The 22568-nt window shown below is 62.8% G+C and carries 23 protein-coding genes; 9 read left to right on the forward strand and 14 right to left on the reverse strand.

The window, feature by feature from the left end; genetic code table 11:
• Positions 1-261: 261 nt before the first annotated feature.
• Positions 262-1134: a pyridoxal kinase PdxY gene (gene pdxY, locus BFP96_RS14590; RefSeq protein ID WP_065885123.1), complete on the reverse strand. Its 873-nt coding sequence runs from the start codon at positions 1132-1134 to the stop codon at positions 262-264.
• A gap of 117 nt (positions 1135-1251) precedes the next feature.
• Here pdxY and BFP96_RS14595 point away from each other — a divergent pair, with 117 nt between their 5' ends.
• Positions 1252-1647, forward strand: coding sequence for a DUF3301 domain-containing protein (locus tag BFP96_RS14595; RefSeq protein ID WP_065885122.1), 396 nt, complete (start codon positions 1252-1254; stop codon positions 1645-1647).
• On the opposite strand, the gene BFP96_RS14600 is transcribed toward BFP96_RS14595, so the two are convergent.
• Genes BFP96_RS14600 through zigA form a run of 3 tightly spaced genes read right to left on the reverse strand, consistent with a single transcriptional unit; the run spans position 1641 to position 4500 of the window.
• Positions 1641-2603, reverse strand: a complete 963-nt coding sequence (locus BFP96_RS14600; RefSeq protein ID WP_065936465.1) for a CobW family GTP-binding protein — start codon at positions 2601-2603, stop codon at positions 1641-1643. The two genes, BFP96_RS14595 and BFP96_RS14600, sit on opposite strands and share 7 nt — an antisense overlap.
• A 44-nt stretch (positions 2604-2647) precedes the next feature.
• Positions 2648-3292 carry a DUF1826 domain-containing protein gene (locus BFP96_RS14605; RefSeq protein WP_065936466.1) on the reverse strand — a complete coding sequence of 215 codons (645 nt, stop codon included), beginning with the start codon at positions 3290-3292 and terminating at the stop codon, positions 2648-2650.
• Complete coding sequence (gene zigA / locus BFP96_RS14610; protein ID WP_065936467.1) at positions 3292-4500, reverse strand: zinc metallochaperone GTPase ZigA; 1209 nt, start codon at positions 4498-4500, stop codon at positions 3292-3294. Before zigA ends, BFP96_RS14605 begins: the two co-directional genes overlap by 1 nt.
• A gap of 140 nt (positions 4501-4640) precedes the next feature.
• Between zigA and BFP96_RS14615 the strand changes: the two genes are divergently transcribed.
• Positions 4641-5009, forward strand: a complete 369-nt coding sequence (locus BFP96_RS14615) for a glutamine synthetase (RefSeq protein ID WP_065936468.1) — start codon at positions 4641-4643, stop codon at positions 5007-5009.
• On the opposite strand, the gene BFP96_RS14620 is transcribed toward BFP96_RS14615, so the two are convergent.
• A complete protein-coding gene (locus BFP96_RS14620; RefSeq protein ID WP_065885117.1) occupies positions 5006-6217 on the reverse strand; it encodes an N-acetylmuramoyl-L-alanine amidase in 1212 nt (403 codons plus the stop codon). The two genes, BFP96_RS14615 and BFP96_RS14620, sit on opposite strands and share 4 nt — an antisense overlap.
• 128 nt (positions 6218-6345) lie before the next feature.
• Here BFP96_RS14620 and folE2 point away from each other — a divergent pair, with 128 nt between their 5' ends.
• The 5 genes from folE2 to BFP96_RS14645 are packed head-to-tail and all read left to right on the forward strand — an operon-like array spanning position 6346 to position 10214.
• Positions 6346-7236 (forward strand): GTP cyclohydrolase FolE2, encoded by an 891-nt coding sequence (gene folE2, locus BFP96_RS14625; protein ID WP_065894321.1) that lies wholly within the window; start codon positions 6346-6348, stop codon positions 7234-7236.
• The gene (locus BFP96_RS14630) at positions 7233-7901 is read left to right on the forward strand and encodes a metal ABC transporter ATP-binding protein (protein WP_065936469.1); all 669 of its coding nucleotides are present in this window, start codon (positions 7233-7235) and stop codon (positions 7899-7901) included. The genes folE2 and BFP96_RS14630 overlap by 4 nt, the downstream gene beginning before the upstream one ends.
• Complete coding sequence (locus BFP96_RS14635) at positions 7901-8767, forward strand: metal ABC transporter permease (protein ID WP_065936470.1); 867 nt, start codon at positions 7901-7903, stop codon at positions 8765-8767. The genes BFP96_RS14630 and BFP96_RS14635 overlap by 1 nt, the downstream gene beginning before the upstream one ends.
• A gap of 11 nt (positions 8768-8778) precedes the next feature.
• A complete protein-coding gene (locus BFP96_RS14640) occupies positions 8779-9657 on the forward strand; it encodes a metal ABC transporter substrate-binding protein (RefSeq protein ID WP_065936471.1) in 879 nt (292 codons plus the stop codon).
• Positions 9654-10214 (forward strand): gamma carbonic anhydrase family protein, encoded by a 561-nt coding sequence (locus BFP96_RS14645; protein ID WP_065886671.1) that lies wholly within the window; start codon positions 9654-9656, stop codon positions 10212-10214. Before BFP96_RS14640 ends, BFP96_RS14645 begins: the two co-directional genes overlap by 4 nt.
• 38 nt (positions 10215-10252) lie before the next feature.
• Here the strand turns inward: BFP96_RS14645 and BFP96_RS14650 are convergent, their stop codons facing one another.
• Positions 10253-10774 (reverse strand): DUF3617 domain-containing protein, encoded by a 522-nt coding sequence (locus BFP96_RS14650; protein ID WP_065894330.1) that lies wholly within the window; start codon positions 10772-10774, stop codon positions 10253-10255.
• Positions 10775-10904: 130 nt separating this feature from the next.
• On the opposite strand from BFP96_RS14650, the gene cls reads away from it, so the two are divergent.
• A complete protein-coding gene (cls, locus tag BFP96_RS14655) occupies positions 10905-12344 on the forward strand; it encodes a cardiolipin synthase (protein ID WP_065894378.1) in 1440 nt (479 codons plus the stop codon).
• Positions 12345-12480: 136 nt separating this feature from the next.
• On the opposite strand, the gene cfaB is transcribed toward cls, so the two are convergent.
• From cfaB to hflK (BFP96_RS14695), 8 genes are all read right to left on the reverse strand, one after another.
• A complete protein-coding gene (cfaB, locus tag BFP96_RS14660; RefSeq protein WP_065894332.1) occupies positions 12481-13665 on the reverse strand; it encodes a C17 cyclopropane fatty acid synthase CfaB in 1185 nt (394 codons plus the stop codon).
• Positions 13666-13752: 87 nt separating this feature from the next.
• Complete coding sequence (locus BFP96_RS14665; protein ID WP_065894334.1) at positions 13753-14541, reverse strand: HvfC/BufC N-terminal domain-containing protein; 789 nt, start codon at positions 14539-14541, stop codon at positions 13753-13755.
• The gene (locus tag BFP96_RS14670; protein WP_065936472.1) at positions 14532-15377 is read right to left on the reverse strand and encodes an MNIO family bufferin maturase; all 846 of its coding nucleotides are present in this window, start codon (positions 15375-15377) and stop codon (positions 14532-14534) included. The genes BFP96_RS14665 and BFP96_RS14670 overlap by 10 nt, the downstream gene beginning before the upstream one ends.
• Before the next feature lie 62 nt (positions 15378-15439).
• The gene (locus tag BFP96_RS14675; RefSeq protein ID WP_065936473.1) at positions 15440-15691 is read right to left on the reverse strand and encodes a BufA2 family periplasmic bufferin-type metallophore; all 252 of its coding nucleotides are present in this window, start codon (positions 15689-15691) and stop codon (positions 15440-15442) included.
• Between the two features lie 111 nt (positions 15692-15802).
• Positions 15803-17689 carry a cation-translocating P-type ATPase gene (locus tag BFP96_RS14680; protein WP_065894337.1) on the reverse strand — a complete coding sequence of 629 codons (1887 nt, stop codon included), beginning with the start codon at positions 17687-17689 and terminating at the stop codon, positions 15803-15805.
• Positions 17686-18720 carry a protease modulator HflK gene (hflK, locus tag BFP96_RS14685; protein ID WP_065894339.1) on the reverse strand — a complete coding sequence of 345 codons (1035 nt, stop codon included), beginning with the start codon at positions 18718-18720 and terminating at the stop codon, positions 17686-17688. The genes BFP96_RS14680 and hflK (BFP96_RS14685) overlap by 4 nt, the downstream gene beginning before the upstream one ends.
• Positions 18717-19706, reverse strand: coding sequence for a protease modulator HflC (gene hflC / locus BFP96_RS14690; protein ID WP_065894341.1), 990 nt, complete (start codon positions 19704-19706; stop codon positions 18717-18719). The genes hflK (BFP96_RS14685) and hflC overlap by 4 nt, the downstream gene beginning before the upstream one ends.
• 12 nt (positions 19707-19718) lie before the next feature.
• Positions 19719-21623 (reverse strand): protease modulator HflK, encoded by a 1905-nt coding sequence (gene hflK, locus BFP96_RS14695; protein WP_065936538.1) that lies wholly within the window; start codon positions 21621-21623, stop codon positions 19719-19721.
• A gap of 310 nt (positions 21624-21933) precedes the next feature.
• Here hflK (BFP96_RS14695) and BFP96_RS14700 point away from each other — a divergent pair, with 310 nt between their 5' ends.
• Positions 21934-22557, forward strand: a complete 624-nt coding sequence (locus tag BFP96_RS14700) for a CDP-alcohol phosphatidyltransferase family protein (RefSeq protein WP_065936474.1) — start codon at positions 21934-21936, stop codon at positions 22555-22557.
• Positions 22558-22568 lie beyond the last annotated feature (11 nt).

The raw sequence follows: 22568 nt of genomic DNA on the forward strand, positions 1-22568 counted from the left end.
CACACCGAGCCTAAGCGAGGTGCCGAGTGGTGGGGCAAGAGCGTTTTGCTTACTTTTGCGCTTTTCAAAAGTGAGCCGCTGTAAAAGCGGAACCGTTAGCAGCCGTTACCGCAGAAACGGATATGTACTCGGTCCAATCCAACATCCTGGTCGGCTCTGAGGCCGCCATCGGGGGCAAGCCCCCTCCCACATTTGGATTGTGGAGCATCAGTAAGATAGTCATAGGCTGGGGCTTGCCCCCCCACATTGGGTTCTATGTATTCACAGGCTGATCGGCATCGCCTCAAAGCGTACCCGGGGATGGGCGATTCGATCCTGCGCCCGCACCAGTTCCAGTTCATAACTGGCGCAGGCCTGGGTCTCCAGCAGCACCTCATGCACCGCCGCCGCCGTGAACTCGAACGCCGCCACCAGGCTATCACCCAACAGCACCCGCGCCAGGAACAGCCCCGACGTCAGGTCACCCACACCCACCGGCTGGCGCGGGAAGGCCAGGAGCGGCCTGCGCAAGTGCCAACTGCCCTCGGCCGTCACCAGCAACATCTCGAAGCCGTCCGGCAGCTTGCCCGGGTAATCCAGATGCTTGACCAGCACCGCCTTCGGCCCGCGCGCCAGCAAGGCTTTGGCCATCGCCAGGCAATCGAACAGCGATTGCGGCTTGCGCCCGGCAAAACTGTCCAGCTCCAGCTGGTTAGGACACAGGAAATCCGCCATGGCCGCAGCCTCGTTGAGCAGGAAATCACTGACTTCCTGGGGCACGCTGCAGCCCTTTTCCGGATGGCCCATCACCGGGTCGCACAAGTACATCGCCTTGGGATTGAGCGCTTTGATCCGCGCCACGCCACTCAGAATGGCGCGTCCCTGAGCCGCGCTGCCCAGGTAGCCGGACAGCACCGCATCGCAGTTACCCAGCTCGCCGATCGCCGCGATACCTTCCACCAGTGCCGGAATTTGCTGCGGCGCCAGCACTTCGCCCGCCCAGTGGCCATACTGTGTGTGGTTGGAGAACTGCACCGTGTTGAGCGGCCATACATTCACCCCGACCCGCTGCATGGGGAACACGGCGGCGCTGTTTCCGGCGTGGCCAAAGACCACATGAGACTGGATCGCAAGCAGATGGGGTGTACGTTTCATGCAGGAGATTTCCATAAAGCCATTGAAATTCTGGCCGCGCAGTATGCGACTAAACGCAGCCTGTACGACAGACCGGCGACACAGTTAAGCTGCGCTCACTTTGTTGGAGTTCATGGAATGCTGACCCTGGGAAACATGTTCGTGTTGATGCTGCTGGCGACCGGCGCCGCGTGGGTCTGGCACAACCATGGCCTGCGCGAGCGGGCGCTGGAGCGGGTCAAACAGCACTGCGCCAAGCTCGACATCGAACTGCTCGACGGCGCAGTGGCGTTGAAACGCATCGGTCTGGTGAAGGATGCCAAGGGTCGGCGCCGTCTGGCACGCGTCTACAATTTCGAGTTCACCGTCACGGGCGAGACTCGCCACAGCGGCACCATCACTCAATTTGGCGCCCACAGCGCGCAGATCGAACTGGCGCCCTACCCGTTCGAAGCCAAGGAGCCGCTGCCCAGCGCCGACGTCATCGAACTGAGTCAGTGGCGCCAGGACCACGCCACCAAGAACCGTCAGTAACGGCAGGCCACCAGGGCAGCCTGCAATGCCGCCACGTCCTGGGGTACGCTGAAGATCAGTTCGATACGCGAATCGCGGCGCCATTCGCTGAGCTGCCAGGCCAATGGGCTGTTATCCACAGCATTGGCGGATACCCAGGCCTCACGGCTGTGGATAACCAGTTTGGCACGACGCAATTCCAGGCTTGTCAGCCACTGCTTCAAGCGCTGCGGATCAAATTGCTGGCTCGGGTGCCAGCGCCAGCCGATACTCCAGCCGTCATCCTGGGCCTGACTCAGGCAGATCGGCAGCGCGGCGTCGCTCCAGACCGCCTCCATGTGCGCCAAGCCTTTGGGCACCACGAAGTTATCCACAACCCCGCCCGCCTGTGCCTTCAAACCAGGCAGTTGCTCGATGGGCAACCGTGACTGACGCGTCCAATAAATCGCGTTGCCGGGTAATTGCTGCGCTATGGCCTGACGCTGCCGCGCATCCAGCGTCTCATCCTTGTTCAACACCAGCAGGCCGGCACTGGCCAGCGCCTCCTGCTGCGCCGGCGGCAAGGGTTTGCCCGCTGCCAGGGCTTGAGCGTCCAGCACCAGCACACAGGGCTGAACCGACAGCACCTCCTGCCATGGCGCCTGGCCCAGTTGTTTGAGTAACTGCGCCGGATGGCCCAGGCCCGAAGGCTCGATAAACAGCCGATCCGGCCTGGCCTTGCGCAACAACCGACCCAGGCCTACCTGGAACGGCGCACCATTCACACAACACAGGCAGCCGCCCGCCACCTCGCCCAGGGCAATGCCATCCTCTTCTTGCGTGAGCAAGGCTGCGTCCAGGCCGATCTGCCCGAACTCGTTGATCAACACCGCCCAGCGCTCGTTGGCCGGACGCTGGGCAAGCAGGTGTTTGATCAGGCTGGTCTTGCCGGCGCCCAAGGGCCCGGCAATCACGTGGGTGGGAATGTTCTGCAGCATGGGTGGCATTATTCAGACCGTGTAGAGCGTTTGATCCTACGCGTTTATGCGAGCCAATCCAGCGTGAGAATCAAGCGACGCTCATTCGCCGTCAGGGCGGGCGAGCGGTGAATCAGGCCATGATTTTCGTTGCCGTGCCATTTTGTACCCTTGAGCAGCGCCACTTCACCGCAGTGAATCTGCTCGATGCGCTCGGCGGGTTCTGCGTCAGGTTGGCTCAAGCGGCGGCGGTCCATGACGCCTTCACGCAGCCACTGGCTGCCAATGCCCGCGTAGGTAGTGATCAGCCGCACAGGCACATGGTCGACATGGAAACGCGGGCACATCGCCTTGTCCAGCAAGCGCAAACGCACGCCGATGCGCCTGGCGCCAAGCAGGCAGGCGAATGCGCTGACCAGCCAGGAGACATCGGCGATAAAGCCGTCATAGCCTTCAAGATCACGGCAACCGGACGCCAGGCCCTGCAAGTTCGGCGCGGTGTCTTCGTCGCTCAACTCGATGACCAATGCTTCGGCCAACGGCTCATCGAGCGACACCAACAACGCACCGAACTCGGCGATATGCAGCGGCAATTGGCGCTGCCACAGCGCCAGGTTCACGCCGTCTTCGAGGATATCGGAGAGCGCCAGCGGGGTTTCGCCGCAGGTCTGGCGGATCACGGGGCGCAGGGGAATAACCGGGGCCAGCATCAGGCGGCTGCCTCCTCATACCAGGGGCCAAAGGGATCGACCCACTGACGCCAGCTTTCGACGCCCAGGGCCATTTCTTCGTCAGTGAGCAGGCACTGGTCAAGTTCGGCGCGCATCTGCGCAAAATCAATGTTCTGCCCGATGAACACCAGTTCCTGACGGCAATCGCCAGTGCTCGGCTGCCAGTTGCCCATGATTGCCGCGACACTTTCTTCGTCTTGCGGCCACTGGCTTTTCGGCACGAAGCGCCACCAGCGCCCGGCAAAGCCATGGCGCATCAAACCGCCGGCCTGGGACCAACTCCCGGCGTCCTGGTGTTTGCTGGCCAGCCAGAAAAAACCCTTGGAACGCAACAGCTTGCCGTTCACCCAGGGGCGGTCGATGAAGTCGAAAAACCGCTGCGGGTGGAAGGGGCGGCGCGCGCGATAAGCGGTGGAAGCGATGCCGTACTCTTCGGTTTCCGGCACGTGCTCGCCGCGCAATTCCTGCAACCAGCCCGGGGCCTGGGCGGCCCGTTCGAAATCAAAGCGCCCGGTGTTGAGGATGGTGTGCAGCGGCACCTGCCCCATCACCATCGGGATGATGTGTGCCTGGGCATTGAGCCGTTCGAGGATCGCCATCAGCTCTAGGCGCTCGTGGCTGCCGATCAGGTCGATCTTGCTGATCAGTATCACGTCGGCGAACTCGATCTGTTCGATCAACAGGTCGGTGATCGAGCGCTCATCCTCTTCCCCCAGGGTTTCCCCGCGTGAGGCCAGGCTTTCCGCGGCTTGATAGTCGAGCAGGAAATTCATGCCGTCGACCACGGTGACCATGGTGTCCAGGCGCGCGATATCCGCCAGGCTTTGCCCGTTTTCATCGCGAAAGGTGAAGGTTTCGGCCACAGGCATGGGTTCGGAAATGCCGGTGGATTCGATCAGCAGGTAATCGAACCGGCCTTCCCTGGCGAGCTTGCCGACTTCTTCGAGCAAGTCTTCGCGCAACGTGCAGCAGATGCAGCCGTTGCTCATCTCCACCAGCTTTTCTTCGGCGCGATTGAGGGTGACGTCGCGCTGGACCTCGCTGCCGTCGAGGTTGATTTCGCTCATGTCGTTAACGATCACCGCCACGCGCAGGTGTTCGCGGTTGCGCAGTACGTGGTTGAGCAGGGTGCTTTTACCGGCGCCGAGAAAGCCGGACAACACGGTAACGGGTAGACGATTGGGCATCAGGTCGCTCTCATCAGGCTGCCCGGTCAAGCCAGGCTTTGTTTTATGTTATATTATAACAATACAAACAAGCCAACCCTCCTTGCTCTGCGTGACGAAGGGCGCGAAGCTTGATCACCTCCCAACCCCAGAGAAACCCGATGAAACGCCTGTGGTACATCCTGCTATTGGCAGCGGCGGGACCTGCCTGTGCTCAATCCCCAAGCCTGTCGGCCCACTGCACGCGCAGCGCCAACCTGCTGGCCTGCGTTGACCCGGTGGGCAATGCCTACAGCGTGGCGACCGTCGGCAGCACCACGTATTTGCGCGGTTTCGAAGTGATCGGCAAACGCTTCTGGGCACAAACCAACAGCCGCTACGGGCAGCTGACGTTCTTCACCGGGTTGGCATCGGACGGTGAGGCGTGGGTCGGCTACACGCGGCGCGTGGGCTGGACCACGCTCAACCGCTTCTCCAGTTCCGGCGGAGCCGGCGCCACATTCACCTGCAGCCGCATCACCGGCTGCTAGACCTGGCCTTTCTTCTGTTCCTGCGCCCACGCCATGTAGCTGTTCATCGGTGGGTTTTTCTCGAAGTATTTTTTCAGACCGTCGAACAGGCCATCGGCAACCGCCTGTTGATGGCGCGCCGTTACCAGCCGCTGGGCGTCCTGGGTGTTGGAGATAAAGCCGGTCTCGACCAGGATCGACGGCACGTCCGGTGATTTGAGCACCGCAAATCCGGCCTGCTCCACCCGCTTCTGATGCAGGCTGGTGATATTTTGCAGGCTACCCAGCACCGAGCTGCCCAGTTGCAGGCTGGAGGCGATGGTGGCGTTCATCGACATGTCGAGGATTACTCCCGCGAGCATCGGGTCCTTGTCCTTGAGGTTGAGTAACGTCGTGGCGCCCAACAGGTCCGCGCCGTTTTCGCGCTGCGCCATGAAGCGAGCGGTCGCCGAGGTGGCGCCGCCTTCGGACAACGCGTACACCGAGGCCCCCGAAGCAGTAAGCCTTGGTGCGGCGTCGGCATGCACGGAGATGAACATATCGGCTTTGTGCTGACGGGCGATGTCCACGCGCTTGCGCAAAGGCACGAAAAAGTCATCGTTGCGCACCAGCTTCACGTCAAAACCCTTTTCGCGCTTCAAGCGTTTGGCCAGCAACTGAGCGATCGACAGCACCACGTCCTTTTCCCGCTGGCCCTTGGAGCCGATCGCGCCGGGGTCCTTGCCGCCGTGACCCGGGTCGACCACCACAATGATGTCGCGCCGGGGATGGGTTTTATCCACCGGCGCGATCAAGGGCGCAGGTTCGGCGGCGATTTGACGAGGCGCCTGTGTGGCGCGGGTCAGGTCGAGCACCAGACGGTGGCCCTGGCCCTCCTGGGGCGGTAACAGGAAGCTGTTGAGCTGCATCGGCGCGGCGAGGTCCAGCACGATGCGGGTGTCGTTCTGGCCAAAATGCCCGGAGCGGATCGAGGTAATTCCGCTGTTCTTGAGCGCCAACTGGGAGAAATCGCCACTGAGCCCTGCGCCGCTCAGGTCGATGATCAAGCGTTCCGGGGCGGTCAGTGAAAACGTCTTGTAGTGCACCGGGCCGCTGAGGTCGAAGACCAGCCGTAGCTTATCGGCCGAACGCCACAGGCGCGCATTGCGGATCTGCGTGGCGTAAGCCCCCGGCGGCAAGGCGAACAGGGGGCTGAGCAACAGCAGGTTGAGGAGCTGACGTCTGTGCATGACCGATACCGCAAATAAGGGAGCGTCCCTGCTCGACGCGACTGAAGAAAGGCTGGAGCAGAAAATTCATCGTGAATGTTATTGTTATACTATAACATGTCTAATTATTACCAACGATGGACCTGCTTATGAATGCGCTGACTCTGCCGGATATCGCCGCGCAGGCTTCACGCCAAGCCTTGCCACTCGACTGGGTGGGCATGTGCGGCGTGGCCTTGCCTGTCCTGTTTGATGGCCAACGCCTGCTCGCCACCGCCGATGCCGGTGTGAGCCTGGACGATGGATCGGCCCGTGGCATTCATATGTCACGCCTGTACCTGGCACTGGAAATGTTCGATCAGCAGCCGCTGACGCCTGCACTTCTGCGTAATGTACTGCAGCGCTTTCTCGACACACATGAAGATTTATCTAATAACGCCTACCTGCGTATCCACACCAACTTGCTGTTGAAACGCCCGGCTCTGGTCAGCCCTTTGGACGGTTGGAAACGCTACCCGGTCAGCATTGAGGCGCGTCTGGAAAACCAGATGTTCCACGTGGAACTAAAAATTGACGTGACCTACTCATCAACCTGCCCATGCTCCGCCGCCCTCGCCAGGCAATTGATTCAACAGCAATTTCTCGACGATTTCGCCAACACGCCATTGCAGCATGCAGACGTGTTGACCTGGCTCGGCAGCGCCAACGGCATTGTCGCCACCCCCCACAGCCAACGCAGCAGCGCGCAGTTGCATGTGCACCTGCAGGGCGAGCAATTGCCAATTGTCGACCTGATCAACAGTGCCGAAGCCGCCCTCGGCACCGCCGTGCAAACCGCAGTCAAACGTGCCGATGAGCAAGCCTTCGCCCTGGCCAATGGGCAGAACCTGATGTTCTGCGAGGACGCCGCCCGCCGCCTTAACCTCGCCTTGAAGCGCTCGGATGCGGTCAAGGCCTTTCACCTCAAAGTGGTCCACGCCGAAAGCCTGCACGCGCACGATGCCGTGGCTGAAAGCCGCTGGACGAGACCTTCCACATGATCACCTGCACTGCGTTGCGCTGGGGTGCTCCGGGCCAACCGCTCACCCCCGCCGTGGATTTCACCCTGGAAAAAGGCAGCCTCACCGGCGTCATCGGCCCCAATGGCTGTGGCAAAAGCAGCCTGCTCAAGGTCATCGCCGGCTTGCACAAGCCGCTGGCAGGAAAGGTCAGCGTCGATGTTCCACGGCGCGGCGGCCTGGCCTTCCTGCCCCAGCAGCAATACCTGGACCGGCAGTTCCCCATCAGCCTGCAGGAACTGGTCGCTGCAGGATTGTGGGGCACTCGGCTCACGTCACCACAACGCAACGAACGCCTGCACGCCGCGCTGGAAGACTGGTGCCTGAGCGGCCTGGAGCAACGCCCGTTAATGGCCCTGTCCGGCGGGCAACTGCAACGCGCCTTGCTCGCCCGCATGAGCCTGACCGACTCGCCGGTGTTGCTGCTCGACGAACCCCACGCCGCCCTCGATGAGGAAGGCCAGGCGATGTGCTGGAAACATATCCATGCCTGGCATGAAGAAGGCCGCACGCTGATGGTGGTCTGTCATGACCTGGCGTCAGTGCGCCACCACACACCGGACGTGCTGCACATCAAAAGCACAGGCTGCGCGCTGGGCCCGAGTAAAGAGTTGATTCGTCCACAACCGCAATTGCAGGTGGCCTGATGCAGGTTGCCGCCCATTTGTGGATGCCCTTTGTCGACTTCGTGTTTATGCGCCGCGCGCTGATCGGCGGGCTGGTGCTGGCCTGCAGCACAGCGCCGCTGGGGGTGTTTTTGATCCTGCGGCGCATGAGCCTGATCGGTGATGCGGTGGCCCACGGCATTCTGCCCGGCGCCGCCCTGGGCTTCTGGTTCGCCGGGCTGAGCCTGCCCGCGTTGACCCTCGGCGGCCTCGGCGCCGGGCTGGGCATGGCGGGGTTATCCGCGTGGATCACCCGTCGCACCGGCCTGCGCGAAGACGCCAGCCTCGCCGCCATCTACCCCATCTCCCTCGCCGCCGGCGTGTTGATTCTTGGCATCGCCGGCAAGCGCCTGGACCTGCTGCACCTGCTGTTCGGCTCCGCGCTGGCCGTGGATGAAACCACCCTCACCGGCATGCTGTGGGTGACCGGCTTCAGCCTGATTGCCATGGCGCTGATCTACAAACCGCTGTTGCTCGATACCCTCGACCCGCTGTTCCTGCAAACCGTCAGCCGCCTGGGCCCGCTCGCCCACGGACTGTTCCTGACCCTGGTAGTGCTGAACCTGGTGATCGGTTTCCAGGCCATTGGCGCCTTGATGGTGGTGGGTTTGATGATGCTGCCGGCCATCGCTTCACGCTTCTGGAGCCGGCGCCTGCCGGTGTTGATCGCGGTATCGGCAGTGCTGGGATGCCTGTCGGTATGGCTGGGTCTGCTGTTGTCGTTCTATTACTCACTGCCCAGCGGCCCGGCCATCGTGCTGGTGGCGGGCGGCGGGTATTTGCTGTCCGTGGTCTTCGGTCCGGTGCACGGCTTGCTGCGCCGCCCGCCCTTGCTGTCATCCCAATGAGGTGTTTTCCGATGCGCGCTCTACTCGTGCTGTTCAGCCTGCTGCTGCCGCTGTCGATGGCCCAGGCCGCCGACAAACTCCAGGTGGTCACCAGCTTCAGTATCCTCGATGACATCACCCATCAGATTGGTGGCGATCACATCCAGATCAGCAACATGGTCGGTCCGGACGCCGACGCCCACACCTATGAGCCCACACCGGACGACGCCAAGGCGCTGCTCAAGGCCAGGCTCATCATCAAGAACGGCCTGGGCTTCGAGCCCTGGTTGGACCGCCTGGTGACCAGCACCGAAACCCGGGCCACGGTGGTCACCGCCAGCAAGGGCGTGATCTCCCACACCATGGACGAGGACGGCGAGACCATCCCCGACCCGCACGCCTGGCACAACCTGGCCAATGCCGAGATCTACGTCAACAACATCACCAAGGCGCTGGTGGCCGCCGACCCTGCCAACAAGGCGGACTATCTGCGCAACAGCCAGGCCTACCTGAAAGACATCTACCGCCTGCTGGCCGAAGCCAAGGCCAGGTTCGGCGCGCTGCCTGCGGGTAACCGCCGTATCGTCACCTCCCATGACGCCTTCGGTTACCTGGGCCAGGCCTACGGTATCCAGTTCCTCGCGCCCCAAGGCCTGTCCACCGAGCGCGAACCGTCGGCCGCCGAAGTGGCCGCGTTGATCACCCAGATCCGCAAGGACAAGGTCAAGGCCGTGTTCATGGAAAACATCAAGGACTCACGCCTGCTCAAGCAAATTGCCGACGAAAGCGGCGCGCAGATCGGCGGCACGCTGTACTCCGATGCCCTGGCCGCAGAAGGCCCGGCCAGCACCTTTACCGGGCTGTTCGAGTACAACCTCAACACCTTGTGCGCCGCGCTGGGCAAACCATGATTCGCAAGAACCCTTCCGGCGATCTGCCGGTAATAGCCGAATCGGCCTATGTCGACAAAACCGCGATCATCTGCGGCAAGGTCATCATCGGCGAAAACGTGTTTGTGGGCCCCTACGCCGTGATCCGCGCCGACGAGGTCGACGCCAGCGGCGCCATGGACCCCATTACCATCGGTGCCAATTCCAATATTCAGGACGGCGTGGTGATCCACTCCAAGTCCGGCGCCGCCGTGACCATCGGCGAGTTCACCTCGATTGCGCACCGCTCCATCGTGCATGGCCCCTGCACCGTCGGCGACCGCGTGTTCATCGGCTTCAACAGCGTGCTGTTCAACTGCGCCGTGGGCGACGGCTGCGTGGTGCGGCACAACTCGGTGGTGGACGGGCGCGACCTGCCCGCAGCCTTCTATGTCCCCTCCACCACCCGCATCGGGCCCACTACCGACCTGTCGCAATTCCCGCCGGTGAGTGTCAGCGCCTCGGAGTTTTCCGAAGACGTGGCGCGCACCAATGTCGACCTGGTGCGCGGTTACAAGGCCCTGCAAAACGAGTTCTGAAGCAGGAATCGGGTGTTGATTGGCAATGCCCGGCTGGGTCAGGCGCGAGGTTTGACGGTGCCGCAATCGTTACCCAGCCACTGGGCGTGAGTGTCCAGGCTGCCCTTTTGCTGGATGCCGGTGGCATTGAAGGTGCCGTTGACGGTGGTGGTGAATTCTTTCTGGCTCTGGAACGTCGCCACCCCCACACCCTGGGCTTTCGGGCAACTGAAGCGGAATTTCCACTGGTTGCCGGTCTTGTCGGTCACTTGCTGTTTACAGCCCGACTGCGGGTCGGTCAGGGGGATGGAATCGGAGGCGACCTGAGCCGGCGTCAGGCACACCTGCACGCCTTTACCGGCCATGGTAATGCCTTGTTTTTCCAGCATGGCGCGCTGTTCGGGGGTCATCTGTTGCTTGAGCTGACCGAGGATCAGCGACAGGTCCGGCAGGTCCTGGTTATCGACTTTCATATTGCTGGTGGTCAATTCCCACAAGCCCGGCGCCAACATCTGCGCCTGCGCCGCCAACGGCAGCGACAAACCAACAACCATGGACAAACACAGCAGACGAGCATTCATCGGGTAACTCCTGGGCAATGGTGGGCGTTAGACGCCGCAAAGGCGCCAGTGTTGCACGGCAAATAAAATAGCGACATTCACTGTGGAACATGGTCTGTTACGCACTGGACTGCCCGGAGTGATGTCGTTCATGGATTTTTTTGGCCCGCACCTGCTCGCCTACTTCATTGCCACGCTGCATTTTTTCGGGAGCCTCGCCGCAGTCCATGCGGTACTGACCGTCAGGACCGCCCAAGGCTCGATTGCCTGGGCGTTGTCGTTGATGTTCATGCCCTATCTCACGCTGATTCCCTACCTGATTTTCGGGCGCAGCACCTTCGATGCCTACATCCAGGCGCGTCGCCAGGCCAACCAGGAAATGCACCGGGCAATCGCCGAACTGAACTGGCGCCCGTGGGTCGAGGAAGCGCTGGCCGCACGCAACTCCAGTGCCTACGCGTCCTTGCGCGCCATGCCCAAATTGGGTCGCATGCCCTGCCTGGCCAATAACCAGGTGCAGTTGCTGGTCAATGGCGACGCCACCTTCAGCGCCATCTTCGAGGCCATCGGCAACGCGAAAACCGCCGTACTGTTCCAGTTTTTTATCATTCACGACGATGACCTCGGCCGCCAACTGCACCGGTTACTCACGGCCAAGGCGGCCGAAGGCGTGGACATCTACGTGCTCTACGACCGTATCGGCAGCCACGCCCTGCCCCATCGCTACGTACAATCGCTGCGCGACGCCGGGGTGAAGGTCAAGGCCTTCGCCACCCGCAGTGGCTGGCTGAACCGCTTCCAGGTCAACTTTCGCAACCATCGCAAAATCGTGGTAGTGGACGGCGTCACCGGGTTTGTCGGCGGGCACAATGTGGGCGATGAATACCTCGGCAAAAAGCCGCCGTTGTCACCGTGGCGCGATACCCACGTGCAGGTCACCGGCCCGGTGGTGGCGTGCTTGCAGGAGTCGTTTGCCGAGGACTGGTTCTGGGCCGCGCGGGCATTGCCGCCGCTGATCCTGCCGGACGCTTATCCGGAAGACGGCGTGCTCTGTCAATTGCTCGCCAGCGGGCCGGCGGACCCGTACGAAACCTGCTCGCTGTTTTTCGTCGAGGCCATTCATGCCGCGACCCAGCGCGTGTGGATCACCAGCCCGTATTTCATCCCCGACGAAGCGGTGTTCGCCGCCCTGCGCCTGGCCGTCCTGCGCGGCGTGGATGTGCGCGTGCTGCTGCCCTCGCGTCCCGACCACCGCATCGTGTACGCCGCCTCCAGCCTCTATGCCATCGAAGCGGTACGCGCCGGCGTGCGGGTGTTCCGCTACACCCCCGGGTTCCTGCATCAAAAAGTGGTGCTGGTAGACAGCGAAATCAGCGCCATCGGCAGTGCGAATATGGACAACCGTTCGTTCCGGCTGAATTTCGAAGTGATGTTGCTGACGGTCGACGAAGCCTTCGCCAAAGAGGTGGAGCAGATGCTGCTGGACGACTTCGCCCAGGCCCATGAAGTCAGCCAGGAAGAAAGCCGCGAGACCCGGCGCCTGCAGCAGTTGGGCATGCGGGTGGCGCGCTTGATCTCACCCATCCTTTAAACACACAGGTGGCACTCGGTAGGAGCGAGCTTGCTCGCGAAAAACGTCAACGATAACGCGTCCTTCCTGAATGAACGCGGTGCCTGTGAGTTTTTCGCGAGCAAGCTCGCTCCTACAAAAAGCCCCCCTCCCACATTCAGCGGTAGATATCTTCCCGCGTCCACGGCAGTTCATGGCTGCCATCGGCATGGGGTTTCACCGCCAGGATCTGGTGCAGGTTGATCCAGCCCCGCGCAAACGCATAGGCGCAACCGGCCAGGTACAGGCGCCAGATACGCAAAGCGTGCTCCGGCACCATCTTCGTCGCCGCTTCGAGGTTGTCCTCCAGGCGCTCGCTCCAGTGGTCCAGCGTGCGGGCGTAGTGCAGGCGCAGACTTTCGACATCCACCACTTCCAACCCGACTTCGCTGATTTCCGCCGTCATCATCGCCAGGTGCGGCAGCTCGCCATTGGGGAATACATAGCGCTCGATAAACTCCCCGGCACCACGGCCCACGGGACGACCGTCGGTATGCTTGGCGGTAATGCCATGGTTCATCACCAGGCCGCCTTCGCGCACGGCGCCGTGCAGAATCCGGCAGTATTGCGCCAGGTTCGCGTGGCCGACATGTTCAAACATGCCCACGCTCACCACCTTGTCGAAACGGCCATCCTGAGGCAGGTCGCGATAGTCGAGCAACTGCAGGTCGACCTGCTCTTCAAGGCCTTCGGCCCTGACCCGCTCTCTGGCCAGGGCCAGTTGTTCCTTGCTCAAGGTAATCCCGAACACCTTGACGCCGAACTCCCGCGCCGCAAACCGCGCCAGCCCGCCCCAGCCACAGCCTACATCGAGAAGATACTCACCCGGCTGCAAGCGCAATTTGCGGCACAGGTGGCGAAATTTGTCTTGCTGGGCCTGGTCGATGGACTCGCTGCCGGTTTCGAAATAACCGCAGGAATACGCCATGTCCTGGTCCAGCCATAGCTGGTAGAACTCATTGGACAGGTCGTAGTGGTAGGAGATGGCCGCCGCGTCGGTTGCCTTGTCGTGGATCGAGCGCACCGGGCGAGGTCCGTCGTCGTCGTCGATCAAGGCGTGACTCAATTCGTCACATACCCTGATCACCTCGGCAATGGAGCCTTCCAGGTCCAGCTTGCCCTCGACGAAGGCTTCGCCCAGTGAGTCGAGCGTGGGATGGGTCAGCTGTGTGACGACCGTAGGGTCCTTCACCACAATGGTCACACTGGGCTCCGGGCCCAGGTTGAATTCATGGCCGTCCCAGAGTCGCAGACGCAGCGGTAGCTGAAGATTCTGTAAGGCCGGTGGAAGTTGCGCGAGCATGAGTAGTCCCCCCCTTGTTTCAGACGTCTGGAGTGAGGGTAGACCATCCCAAATAAAGTAGGAAGCTATCGATTAAATAACTGCCTGCTATGAAGCCCGACGTTCGAGCAACCCGTCCTGGATCCACTGTTTCAACCACGTGGCCGCTTGCAGTGGCGCACCCTCTCCATAAGTGACTGTCAACTCGATGCACAGTTCTGAAAAGTTCCAGCCGGTGGTCGTCATGCCTGCCAGGGCACGGGCCTCATCCGGTTCCAGGCTGCGGTACTGGCACAGGTTGCGGTGACGCCACACCAGGCACACCTGTGCCACGTCCAGCGCCTGGCTGCCGGGAAAGTCCGATTCATCCTTGTTGGCCCGCCAGATCGCCACTGTATTGAAACGGCACAGCACGTGTTGCACTGAAGGTGCCAGCGATACGCGCAAGTGCGGCCAGTCCTCGGGCGTCAGTTGCGCCATATGGTCGAGGGTCAGCGGCTCGCCCCCAGGCGCGTCAAAGGCCAGGGTGAACGCCCATTCCAACTGCGCCAGTTCGGCCAGGGGAATACTTTGTTCGGCCACCAGATGCTCAAGAATAAACACTGCAAAGCGCTCACCCAGCCAACGCAGGCTGTAATGGTCCGGCGGGTAGCGCCGAACATACGCCTGGCTCAATGCGGCAAACTCTTCATCACCCAGCCAGTAGCGGATGGCGGCGAAATCATGACGTAACACTTCCTGTAAGCGCGACAGGTAAGCGTTGTGATAAATCGCCAGGCCCGTGTCTACATCCAGCGTCGGGCCGCCGAGCAGGGTGGCAGAAAAGCCACTGGCGGCGGTGGACGTTTCAGACAACAGATGCGCCTCGAAGGCCAGTTGCCAATCGATCAGGCGCATAGCGCACCCCTGGCCAAAGCAGTGGCTCCCAGCTCCCGGGCCTTGCTCAATTCAGCCAGCAACGCCTCGAATGGCGGAAAATGATCGTCGCGTTCCAGCAGCGTCGACACCGGCCCCAGATGTTCCAGGGTGCGCTGATAGAGCGCCCACACCGGGTCGCACACCGGGTGATCATGGGTATCGACCACGTAGTCGCCGTAATCCAGATGACCCGCCAGGTGCAGTTGGCGAATGCTCTCGGGCGGCAGGTTGCGAATGAACTCCCAGGCATCGAACCCGTGGTTGCGCGAGCTGACGTACACATTGTTCACGTCGAGCAGCAGTTGGCATCCCGTCAGGTGCGTCAACGCATTGAGAAATTGCCACTCGGTAAATTCATCTGCCTTGGAGCGTACGTAGCTGGAGACGTTTTCCAGCACCAACGGGCGTTGCAGCACGTCTTGCACCTGACGCACGCGACTGGCCACGTGGTACAGGCTTTCCTCGGTGTAAGGCAGGGGCAGCAGATCATGCAACTGGTGGGCGCTGCCCCGGCTCCAGCACAGGTGATCGGAAATCCACGCAGGCTGGATGCGCGCGGCAAGCTGCTGGATGTGCTTGAGGTATTCGGTATCGATGACATGGGGCCCACCGATCGACAGAGACACACCGTGCATCACCAGGGGATAGCGCTCGGCTATCGCGTCCAGGTAGTACAAGGCTTTGCCGCCCTGCACCATGTAGTTCTCGGAGATCACTTCGAACCAATCCACCGCAGGGGATTGGGCCAGGATCTGTTCATAGTATTCGTTGCGTAAACCCAGGCCGTAACCCAGGGAGGGGAAAGAACTGACCATCATGCGCTCCTGGAAGTGTCCGCAGCGGCGCGGTGTCCGCTGCGGTCGCACTCGCGTGTCGGTTACTCGCCGACTTTGCCACCGGCCTTGTTGCATTCGGCCTGGGTCATGGCCTTGAAGCCGTGGCCCTTGCAGACCGCCTGGCCTTTGCAGGCGTTTTCAGCGGTTTTGCAGTCGTTCATGCCTTTGCAGGAAGTGACGCCGTAGCAATGAACCGGAGCATCGGCGGCCTGTACCTGGGTGGCGACGCCGGCAAACAGGGAAGCGGCAGCGATCGCCAGGGCAGCACCGGAAACGGCGTGTTTGATATTCATTGTGTAGTCCTCAGGTGATGGTGTCGGTCTGGACGGATTGCCCAGTCTCGACACACCACTAGAGTGAGGCGCCCTTTGCGCGTTACAGCCCTGTACAAAGATTTGTAAAAATTATTCGTCGAGCTTCAGCAACGGCTCCTGAAAGCGCAGCAAGCGCCCGGCGTTACCGAGTACCAGCAAGGTGCTGAGGTTATGCAGCACGGCGGCAATCATGGCTCCGGCGGCGCCCAGCCAGCCGAAGGCGGCGAACACCACGATGGCCAGCGTCCAGCCCAGGCCGATGATCACGTTGACCTGCAAGGTGCGTCGGCATTGGCGGCTCAAACGCACACAGGTACCGAGGCGGCGCAGGTCGCTGCCGATCAGCACCACGTCGGCCGAGGCCAGCGCGATATCGGCACCGCCCGCGCCCATCGCTACGCCGACCACGCCGGCTTTCAGTGCAAGGGAGTCGTTGATCCCATCCCCCACCACCATCGGCCGGAAACCGCTGCCGATCTCTCCCAGCACCCGGTTGAGTTTGTCTTCCGGTAACGCCTGGGCCTGGACCTCACTGATGCCCACACTCACGGCGAGGCTGTCGGCCACGCTCTGGCGGTCACCGGTGAGCAGCAGTTGGCGTCCCAGCCCCAGCTCGCGCAGCTCCTGCAGGGCCTGGCGCGCCTCCGGTTTGACGCTGTCGGCCAGCAGCAGCCAAGCCAGGAATTGCCCGTTCAGCGCCAGCCCGGCAATCGGGCCGTCGTGCTCAGGCACCGAGGTGGTGACGATATTCAGTTGCTCGAACAGTTCGGGGCGGCCCAGCGCCGCTTCGCCCTGTTCCGTGTGCGCAACCACGCCGAGCCCCTGGCGCTCGCGAATATCGCTCAGCGCCAACAGTTGCTCCTGCGTCGCCAACCCCGCCAGCGCACGGCTGACCGGATGGCTGCTGGCCGAACCGAGGCTGGCCGCCAGGTTGAGCAACGCCTGGCGATCGGTCGAAGCGGTTTGGATGGACTGCAAGCGTAAAGTGCCGAAGGTCAGGGTGCCGGTCTTGTCGACGACCAGCGAAGTGAGGTCCGCCAGCTCTTCCAGAAACGCCGAGCTGCGAATCAGGATGCCATGGCGTGCAGCGACCGCGATCCCGGCAATCGCGGTCGCCGGCGCTGACAACACCAATGCACACGGACACGCCGCCACCAGCACGGCCAGCATCGCCTGGGCGTCGTGGGTGACAAACCAGGTGACCGCCGCCAGCAGCAGTACCAACACCATGTAGCTACCGGCATAGCGCTCCAGCAACCGCGTGATCGGCGGCTTGGCCCGCTCGGCGTTCTGCATCAGCGCAATGACCTTGCCCAGGGTCGACTCATTGCCCGTGCGCGTCACTTCAAGGCGCAGCAGGCCGTCGAGATTGATCGCCCCGCCGAACACCTGTACGCCCACACTGGCCTCCAGAGGCACCGACTCCCCGGTAATCGGCGCGGTGTCCAGGCTGGCCTGGCCCGACAGCACCACGCCATCGGCCGGCACGCGGTCGCCGGCGCGCACTTCAACCACATCACCGCTGTTCAGCGTGGCGTTGTCCACTTCCACAATGCTGCCGTCAGCCTGCACCCGGCGTGCATGGCTGCGGGTGAGCTTGCCCAGCGCATGGATCGCTTCCTGGGAGCCGATCACGCTGCGCTCTTCAAGTACATGCCCGAAAATCATGATGATCGGCAGCAAGGCAGCGGTCAGCAGATCGCCCGTGGCCCAGGCGCCCATCATCGCCAGCGCGATCAATTGGTCGGTGATGCCATGCAGGCTCGGGTAGCGCAGGCTGTACCAGGCCGAACGCATGACCGGCACGGCCACCAGCAGCGAGGCAACACCGAGCAACAGCTGGCTGACCCCGCTCTGGTCCGCCGCCAGCCAGCGCCATACCAGGCCCAGCAGCAATAAACCCAGGGCCAGCATGGCCAGGGTCAATTGCCGGGCGGCGCTGCGCTGTTCAGTCGTGGTCAGCATGGATGCGCTCATTGCTCGGCTCCCTGGAGGATCAAACGGGCGTCGTCTTTGGGATCGACCGTGGTCACCGAGCCGGCCTGGCCGAGAATCTTCGGCAAGCGTTCACGGTACAGGCGCAGCAACAAGCCCGGGTCTTTCACTTGCGCCAGGCCGGCGACCGTGGCGGTCTGCGCCTGGGCATTGGCCAGACGTTCACTGGCCTGGGCATGGGCGACCTGCACCTGGCGATCAGCCTCCTGGTTGGCGGTCTGGGTGAGCTTTTGCGCATCGGTGTGCGCGTTGGCCACCGCTTTGTCAGCTTGCTGGCTGGCCGTGAGTACCGCGTTGAACGCGTTCACCGCCGGGCCCGGCAGGCTCGATTGCACATCGACCCGGGTCACTTCGATACCCAACCCCAAGCCGCTGGCGGTCAACTGTGCCAGACGCTGATTGATGCCTTGCACCAAATCACCGCGCAGCCGTTCGCGGCGCTCGGCGGCGCCGTTGTCAGTGCCGATCAATTCAGGGCGCGCCACTAAGATAGTGTCCAGGTCCCGCGCCGCCGCCAGGGCAACCGCACTGCGCGTCACCAGGCGGTCCAGCGCGGGCAGCACATGCTCGCCCTGCAATACAAAGGCATAGGGTTCGGTGACCTTGTAGAAGGCTCGCACATCCAGTTGCACGATCCCGGCATCACCGGTCAGCAGATAGCCGGAGCCGGCCAGCGTATCGCTCAAGGGCGTGGCGAAACTGGCCACGCGGTCCGCCTGCACCGCCGCATCCGAACGCAACAGGTTCTCCACCCGACGCTCGATCACCCGGTCCGCCGCCGGCAGCAACACCACCTGCTCGAACGGTTGCGGCCATGCCAGCAGCAACCCGGCGTTCTGAATGCGGTCGAGGGCGCCGAAGTGCAGCACCATGGCGCGGTTCTGCGGGTCGATCTGGCGCACATTGGAAAACGCCCAGGCCAACGCCGCCAATACGGTGACTGCGTACAGCGCCAGGAACGTCAGGCGCCCGGCCTGGATCCAGGGGCTGTCCGGGCTGTCACGCTCACTCATGGCTGAACATCCTTCGGGCCATCCACCAACGCGCGGAACGGCGCGGCATCGGTACGCAGAATGATCCTGGTGCTTGGCGTCACCACCGTACCCAGGGTATCCAGCGAGCGCAGCAGGTTGTACAGCTGCGGGTTGCCCGCGTAGGCACGTCCGTAGATCTGCGCCGCCTCGACCCGCGATTGCGCTTCGATATCAGCGGCCTTGACCGTGGCCTCGGCTTGCACGATCCGCGCATCACGCTCGGCCGCCGAGCGGATCTGCGCCGCCTCGCGCTTGCCCACGGCAGTGCGCTCGGTGGCGATGGTTTCACGTTCGGCGCGCATGCGGTCGACCGTGGCGGTGAGCGTCACCGACGGCAAGGTCAGCCGCTCGATGCCGACCTGGGCCACGCGGACGCCATAGGTGGCGAGCAATTGCTGATCGATCTGCCGGCGCAGTTGGGCTTCGAACTCGGCGATGCGTACCTGGCTGGCGTCGGTGTTGATCAGGCTGGACAGGTCAAAACTGGCTGCCGTGGTCTCCAGCGCCGAGCCGACGAAGGTACGGATCTGCCGCGCCGCTTCGTCCGGCTGGTTCTGCACCGCACGCATGAAGCGCTGCACATTGTCGGTATCGCCCTGCACCTGCCACGCCACGTAGGCCTGCACGATGATGCGCAAGCCATCGCGAGTGCCCACATCCTGCAACCCGCTGGAGGTGGTACGCAGGCGCAGGTCCACCGGAATCGCCGCTTCAAACGGCGCCGGCCAGCGCCAGCCCAGGCCCGGCTGCAGCAGCACCCGCACCGGGTTGCCGAACCGGGTAATCACCGTGGCCTCGCCGGAACGCACCTGCACCAGGCTCGCCGCCGCGATGGCGAACAGCACAAGCACTGCCGCCCAGGCCATGCGTCGCCAGGGAAAAGGTCCGGCCGCCTGCTCATCGCCGTGATGGTGATGGTGGTGATGGCCGTGGTGATGACCGTGATCGTGGGAATGAGCGCTCAACAGACAGACTCCTTATTGAACGGCTTTACGCGGCACCGAGGGATCGGCCGGCAAGGTAAAAGAACGCAGATCGATCGTCGGCGCGCTGTCGGCGCCCAGGCGATGATCCAGAATAAGCAGTTTGGCGTGGGCCAGGCCCTGGCTGAGCTGGCTCAGGTACTGCTCCAGCACGAAGGCTCGGCCCGCCGCGGCATAGGCCTTTTGTTCGGCAACAAAGCGCAGGTTCGCCGCCTGGGCACCGGCATTCACTTCGCGGGCGTTGGCCTGGGCCTGGTCGCGGGCCGTGCTGGCCTGCAGCAACGCCTGGTTGGTCTGCTCGCTGGCCGCGCCGCGCTCGCGCGCGATCAATGCCTGCGCGCCGATCTGCGCGGCTTGCACGCCGTGGTAGGCGTTGGCGGCGCCGGCCGGTGGGTGGATCGCTTCAACGACGGTGGCGAGAATTTCCACGCCACTGTCGAGTGCGTTCAGGTCCGCTTGCACGCTGCGACCGATCTCGTCGGCCAGGCTGGTGCGTTGTTCGCCGAGTAATTCATCAAGGGTGCGCGAGGCGAACTCATGCACCAGGATCCGGCTGGCGGTGCTGCGAATCAGGGTCGGGACATCGGCGCTGTGGTAGGTGGCGGCCAGCGCCGCCTGGTCCGTCAGGCCGATGCGATAGACGAACCGCACGTCCATATTGACGATCTGGAAGCTCTGCTTGTCACCGCTGCTGCTAGCGATGACCTGGGATTTATCATTCACATGGCTGGCGTCCCACAGGCGGTTGGCGATCAGCGGCGCCGGACCTTCGGCGCTGGCCAACTCAGGTGCGGCCGTTTCGCTGACGCTGGTCGCCAGCTCATGCACCACGCCGTTCTCTACATTCAACACGCGGCCCAGCGGCCAGGGCAACCCGGCGTGCAGGCCCGGGCCGAACACCTCTACCGGTTTGCCGAAACGCTCATAGATTCCTCGGACCTGCAAAGGCACTTCATGCACGCCCGTCAGCGCCCAGCCTACCGCGAGCACCACCAGCAACACCGGCAGGAAGGCGCGGCGCATGTAGGTAAACGCCCAAATCTGGCGCAGGTCGATGCCGAAGCGGTTATGCAATTCATGCTGCAACGCCAGCAAGGGTTGCGGTGGCCAGCGCAGCAGGCCGGCGACAAAGCTCTGCGCGATAAGGCGCGGTTCGAGGCGCGGCTGGCGCGGGCTGAACAGCGACAGCACGCCGCGCAGCAGGAACTCCAGCGCCACCAGCGCGGGCAGCAGGCCGATCAGCACTGCCAGGCGCAACGGCCACACCGACTCGGCACCGGCGAACAGCAGGCAAATCGAGCTGACCAACAGGCAACCGATCGCCACGCGGCACAGCTGCGCCAAGGCTAAGGCTTCAGGCCACTGCGCAGGTGTTTGCTGGGCCAGGCGCCGCTCGAACACCAGCAAAACGAACGCCAGCGCCAACCCCAGCGCTGCGCCGATGCTGGCGGACTGACCGACGGCTGCGGCGGGTAGCGTCAGGTTCCAGAATTCGATGATGCTGATCAGCGCCAACAATGACCAACCGCACAACCACAACACCGGCGCGCCAATCTGATCGCTGACGCGCTCAACCAGGCGAGCGTAGCGGCCGGTTTCTGTAACCGGCGCATCAACCGCCGGCTCTTCCAGCGCCTGGGCCCGCCAATCGGCGACCCACCACGCCGACTGCAGCCCGGCGACCAGCACCAACAGCGCCGATGAGCAATTGATCAGCACCACCGGCCAGATCGATACCGGTGCAAACAGCGCGACAAACAGCGCCAATACCCACCCGGTGACGGCCACGGCCGTCAGGCTGATGCCGGCTTGCCTCAATCGACGGGCATGGAACACCCCTTGCTGAAAGCGCGGCAGGCCTTCAACCGAAGCGCCGTCAGCTTCTAGATCCACTTGCATCCACTCAACGCCCGCTTGTACATAATTCGTTACGATATAACACAGGGCGTGAAATTTTTGTTCGCTTTTGGCCACGCCGCCGATCCTTGTGGGAGGAGGCTTGCCCCCGATGGCCATGGGTCTGTTAAAACAGGTGTTGGCTGACACACCGCTATCGGGGGCAAGCCCCCTCCCACATTTGAATCTGCGCTTTCTCGAGACCGTGACTAAACCCCCATAAACACGCGACATCACTGGTGCACGCTGCAATTAATCGGCACACTCCAGAACAGCTTTTCGCGGGTCCACGGACAAGGAAGCATCACCCCTCATGATCTCCATCTATCAGCTCAAGCCGCGTTTTCAAAACCTGCTGCGCCCCCTCGTGCAACGCCTCTATGACAACGGCACCACCGCCAACCAGATTACCGTGCTGGCCGGCGTCATTTCCGTGCTGGTGGGCCTGCTGATCGCCGGCTTCGCCCAGCACCTCTGGCTGTTTGCGCTGATCCCGCTGTGGATGATCGTGCGCATGGCCCTCAACGCCATCGACGGCATGCTCGCGCGGGAATTCAGCCAGCAGTCACGTCTGGGCGCCTACCTCAATGAACTGTGCGATGTGATCGCCGACAGCGCATTGATTCTGCCGTTTGCGCTGATCCCCGGCGTGAGCCTGGCGCCCGTGCTGCTGGTGACGTTGCTCGCGGTGTTCAGCGAATACGCCGGCGTATTGGGGCCGATGGTGGGCGCATCGCGCCGCTATGACGGGCCGATGGGCAAGAGTGACCGGGCGTTCGTACTCGGCGTGCTGGCCACTGGCGTGGCGCTGGGCTGGCTCGGCGCCGGCTGGGTCGAGACGGTGATGTGGCTGGTCGCCGCCCTGCTGGCCTACACCCTGGTCAACCGGGTGCGCCACGGCCTCAAGGAACAATCAGCAACCTCACCGATTGCATAAGGATTTTTGCG

The organism is Pseudomonas sp. 34 E 7 (assembly GCF_900005715.1).
Lineage (GTDB): Bacteria > Pseudomonadota > Gammaproteobacteria > Pseudomonadales > Pseudomonadaceae > Aquipseudomonas > Aquipseudomonas orientalis_A.

What these genes read in the sequence shown, in the direction of transcription:
- hflK (WP_065936538.1), bottom strand. Translation starts at nt 21,623, where the DNA reads ATGCAAGTGGATCTAGAAGCTGACGGCGCTTCGGTTGAAGGCCTGCCG.
- folE2 (WP_065894321.1), top strand. Translation starts at nt 6,346, where the DNA reads ATGAATGCGCTGACTCTGCCGGATATCGCCGCGCAGGCTTCACGCCAA.
- BFP96_RS14620 (WP_065885117.1), bottom strand. Translation starts at nt 6,217, where the DNA reads ATGCACAGACGTCAGCTCCTCAACCTGCTGTTGCTCAGCCCCCTGTTC.
- zigA (WP_065936467.1), bottom strand. Translation starts at nt 4,500, where the DNA reads ATGCCCAATCGTCTACCCGTTACCGTGTTGTCCGGCTTTCTCGGCGCC.
- BFP96_RS14615 (WP_065936468.1), top strand. Translation starts at nt 4,641, where the DNA reads ATGAAACGCCTGTGGTACATCCTGCTATTGGCAGCGGCGGGACCTGCC.
- BFP96_RS14700 (WP_065936474.1), top strand. Translation starts at nt 21,934, where the DNA reads ATGATCTCCATCTATCAGCTCAAGCCGCGTTTTCAAAACCTGCTGCGC.
- BFP96_RS14595 (WP_065885122.1), top strand. Translation starts at nt 1,252, where the DNA reads ATGCTGACCCTGGGAAACATGTTCGTGTTGATGCTGCTGGCGACCGGC.
- BFP96_RS14670 (WP_065936472.1), bottom strand. Translation starts at nt 15,377, where the DNA reads ATGGTCAGTTCTTTCCCCTCCCTGGGTTACGGCCTGGGTTTACGCAAC.
- BFP96_RS14650 (WP_065894330.1), bottom strand. Translation starts at nt 10,774, where the DNA reads ATGAATGCTCGTCTGCTGTGTTTGTCCATGGTTGTTGGTTTGTCGCTG.
- BFP96_RS14665 (WP_065894334.1), bottom strand. Translation starts at nt 14,541, where the DNA reads ATGCGCCTGATCGATTGGCAACTGGCCTTCGAGGCGCATCTGTTGTCT.
- BFP96_RS14675 (WP_065936473.1), bottom strand. Translation starts at nt 15,691, where the DNA reads ATGAATATCAAACACGCCGTTTCCGGTGCTGCCCTGGCGATCGCTGCC.
- pdxY (WP_065885123.1), bottom strand. Translation starts at nt 1,134, where the DNA reads ATGAAACGTACACCCCATCTGCTTGCGATCCAGTCTCATGTGGTCTTT.
- BFP96_RS14600 (WP_065936465.1), bottom strand. Translation starts at nt 2,603, where the DNA reads ATGCTGCAGAACATTCCCACCCACGTGATTGCCGGGCCCTTGGGCGCC.
- cfaB (WP_065894332.1), bottom strand. Translation starts at nt 13,665, where the DNA reads ATGCTCGCGCAACTTCCACCGGCCTTACAGAATCTTCAGCTACCGCTG.
- cls (WP_065894378.1), top strand. Translation starts at nt 10,905, where the DNA reads ATGGATTTTTTTGGCCCGCACCTGCTCGCCTACTTCATTGCCACGCTG.
- BFP96_RS14645 (WP_065886671.1), top strand. Translation starts at nt 9,654, where the DNA reads ATGATTCGCAAGAACCCTTCCGGCGATCTGCCGGTAATAGCCGAATCG.
- BFP96_RS14680 (WP_065894337.1), bottom strand. Translation starts at nt 17,689, where the DNA reads ATGAGCGCATCCATGCTGACCACGACTGAACAGCGCAGCGCCGCCCGG.
- hflK (WP_065894339.1), bottom strand. Translation starts at nt 18,720, where the DNA reads ATGAGTGAGCGTGACAGCCCGGACAGCCCCTGGATCCAGGCCGGGCGC.
- BFP96_RS14605 (WP_065936466.1), bottom strand. Translation starts at nt 3,292, where the DNA reads ATGCTGGCCCCGGTTATTCCCCTGCGCCCCGTGATCCGCCAGACCTGC.
- BFP96_RS14640 (WP_065936471.1), top strand. Translation starts at nt 8,779, where the DNA reads ATGCGCGCTCTACTCGTGCTGTTCAGCCTGCTGCTGCCGCTGTCGATG.
- BFP96_RS14635 (WP_065936470.1), top strand. Translation starts at nt 7,901, where the DNA reads ATGCAGGTTGCCGCCCATTTGTGGATGCCCTTTGTCGACTTCGTGTTT.
- BFP96_RS14630 (WP_065936469.1), top strand. Translation starts at nt 7,233, where the DNA reads ATGATCACCTGCACTGCGTTGCGCTGGGGTGCTCCGGGCCAACCGCTC.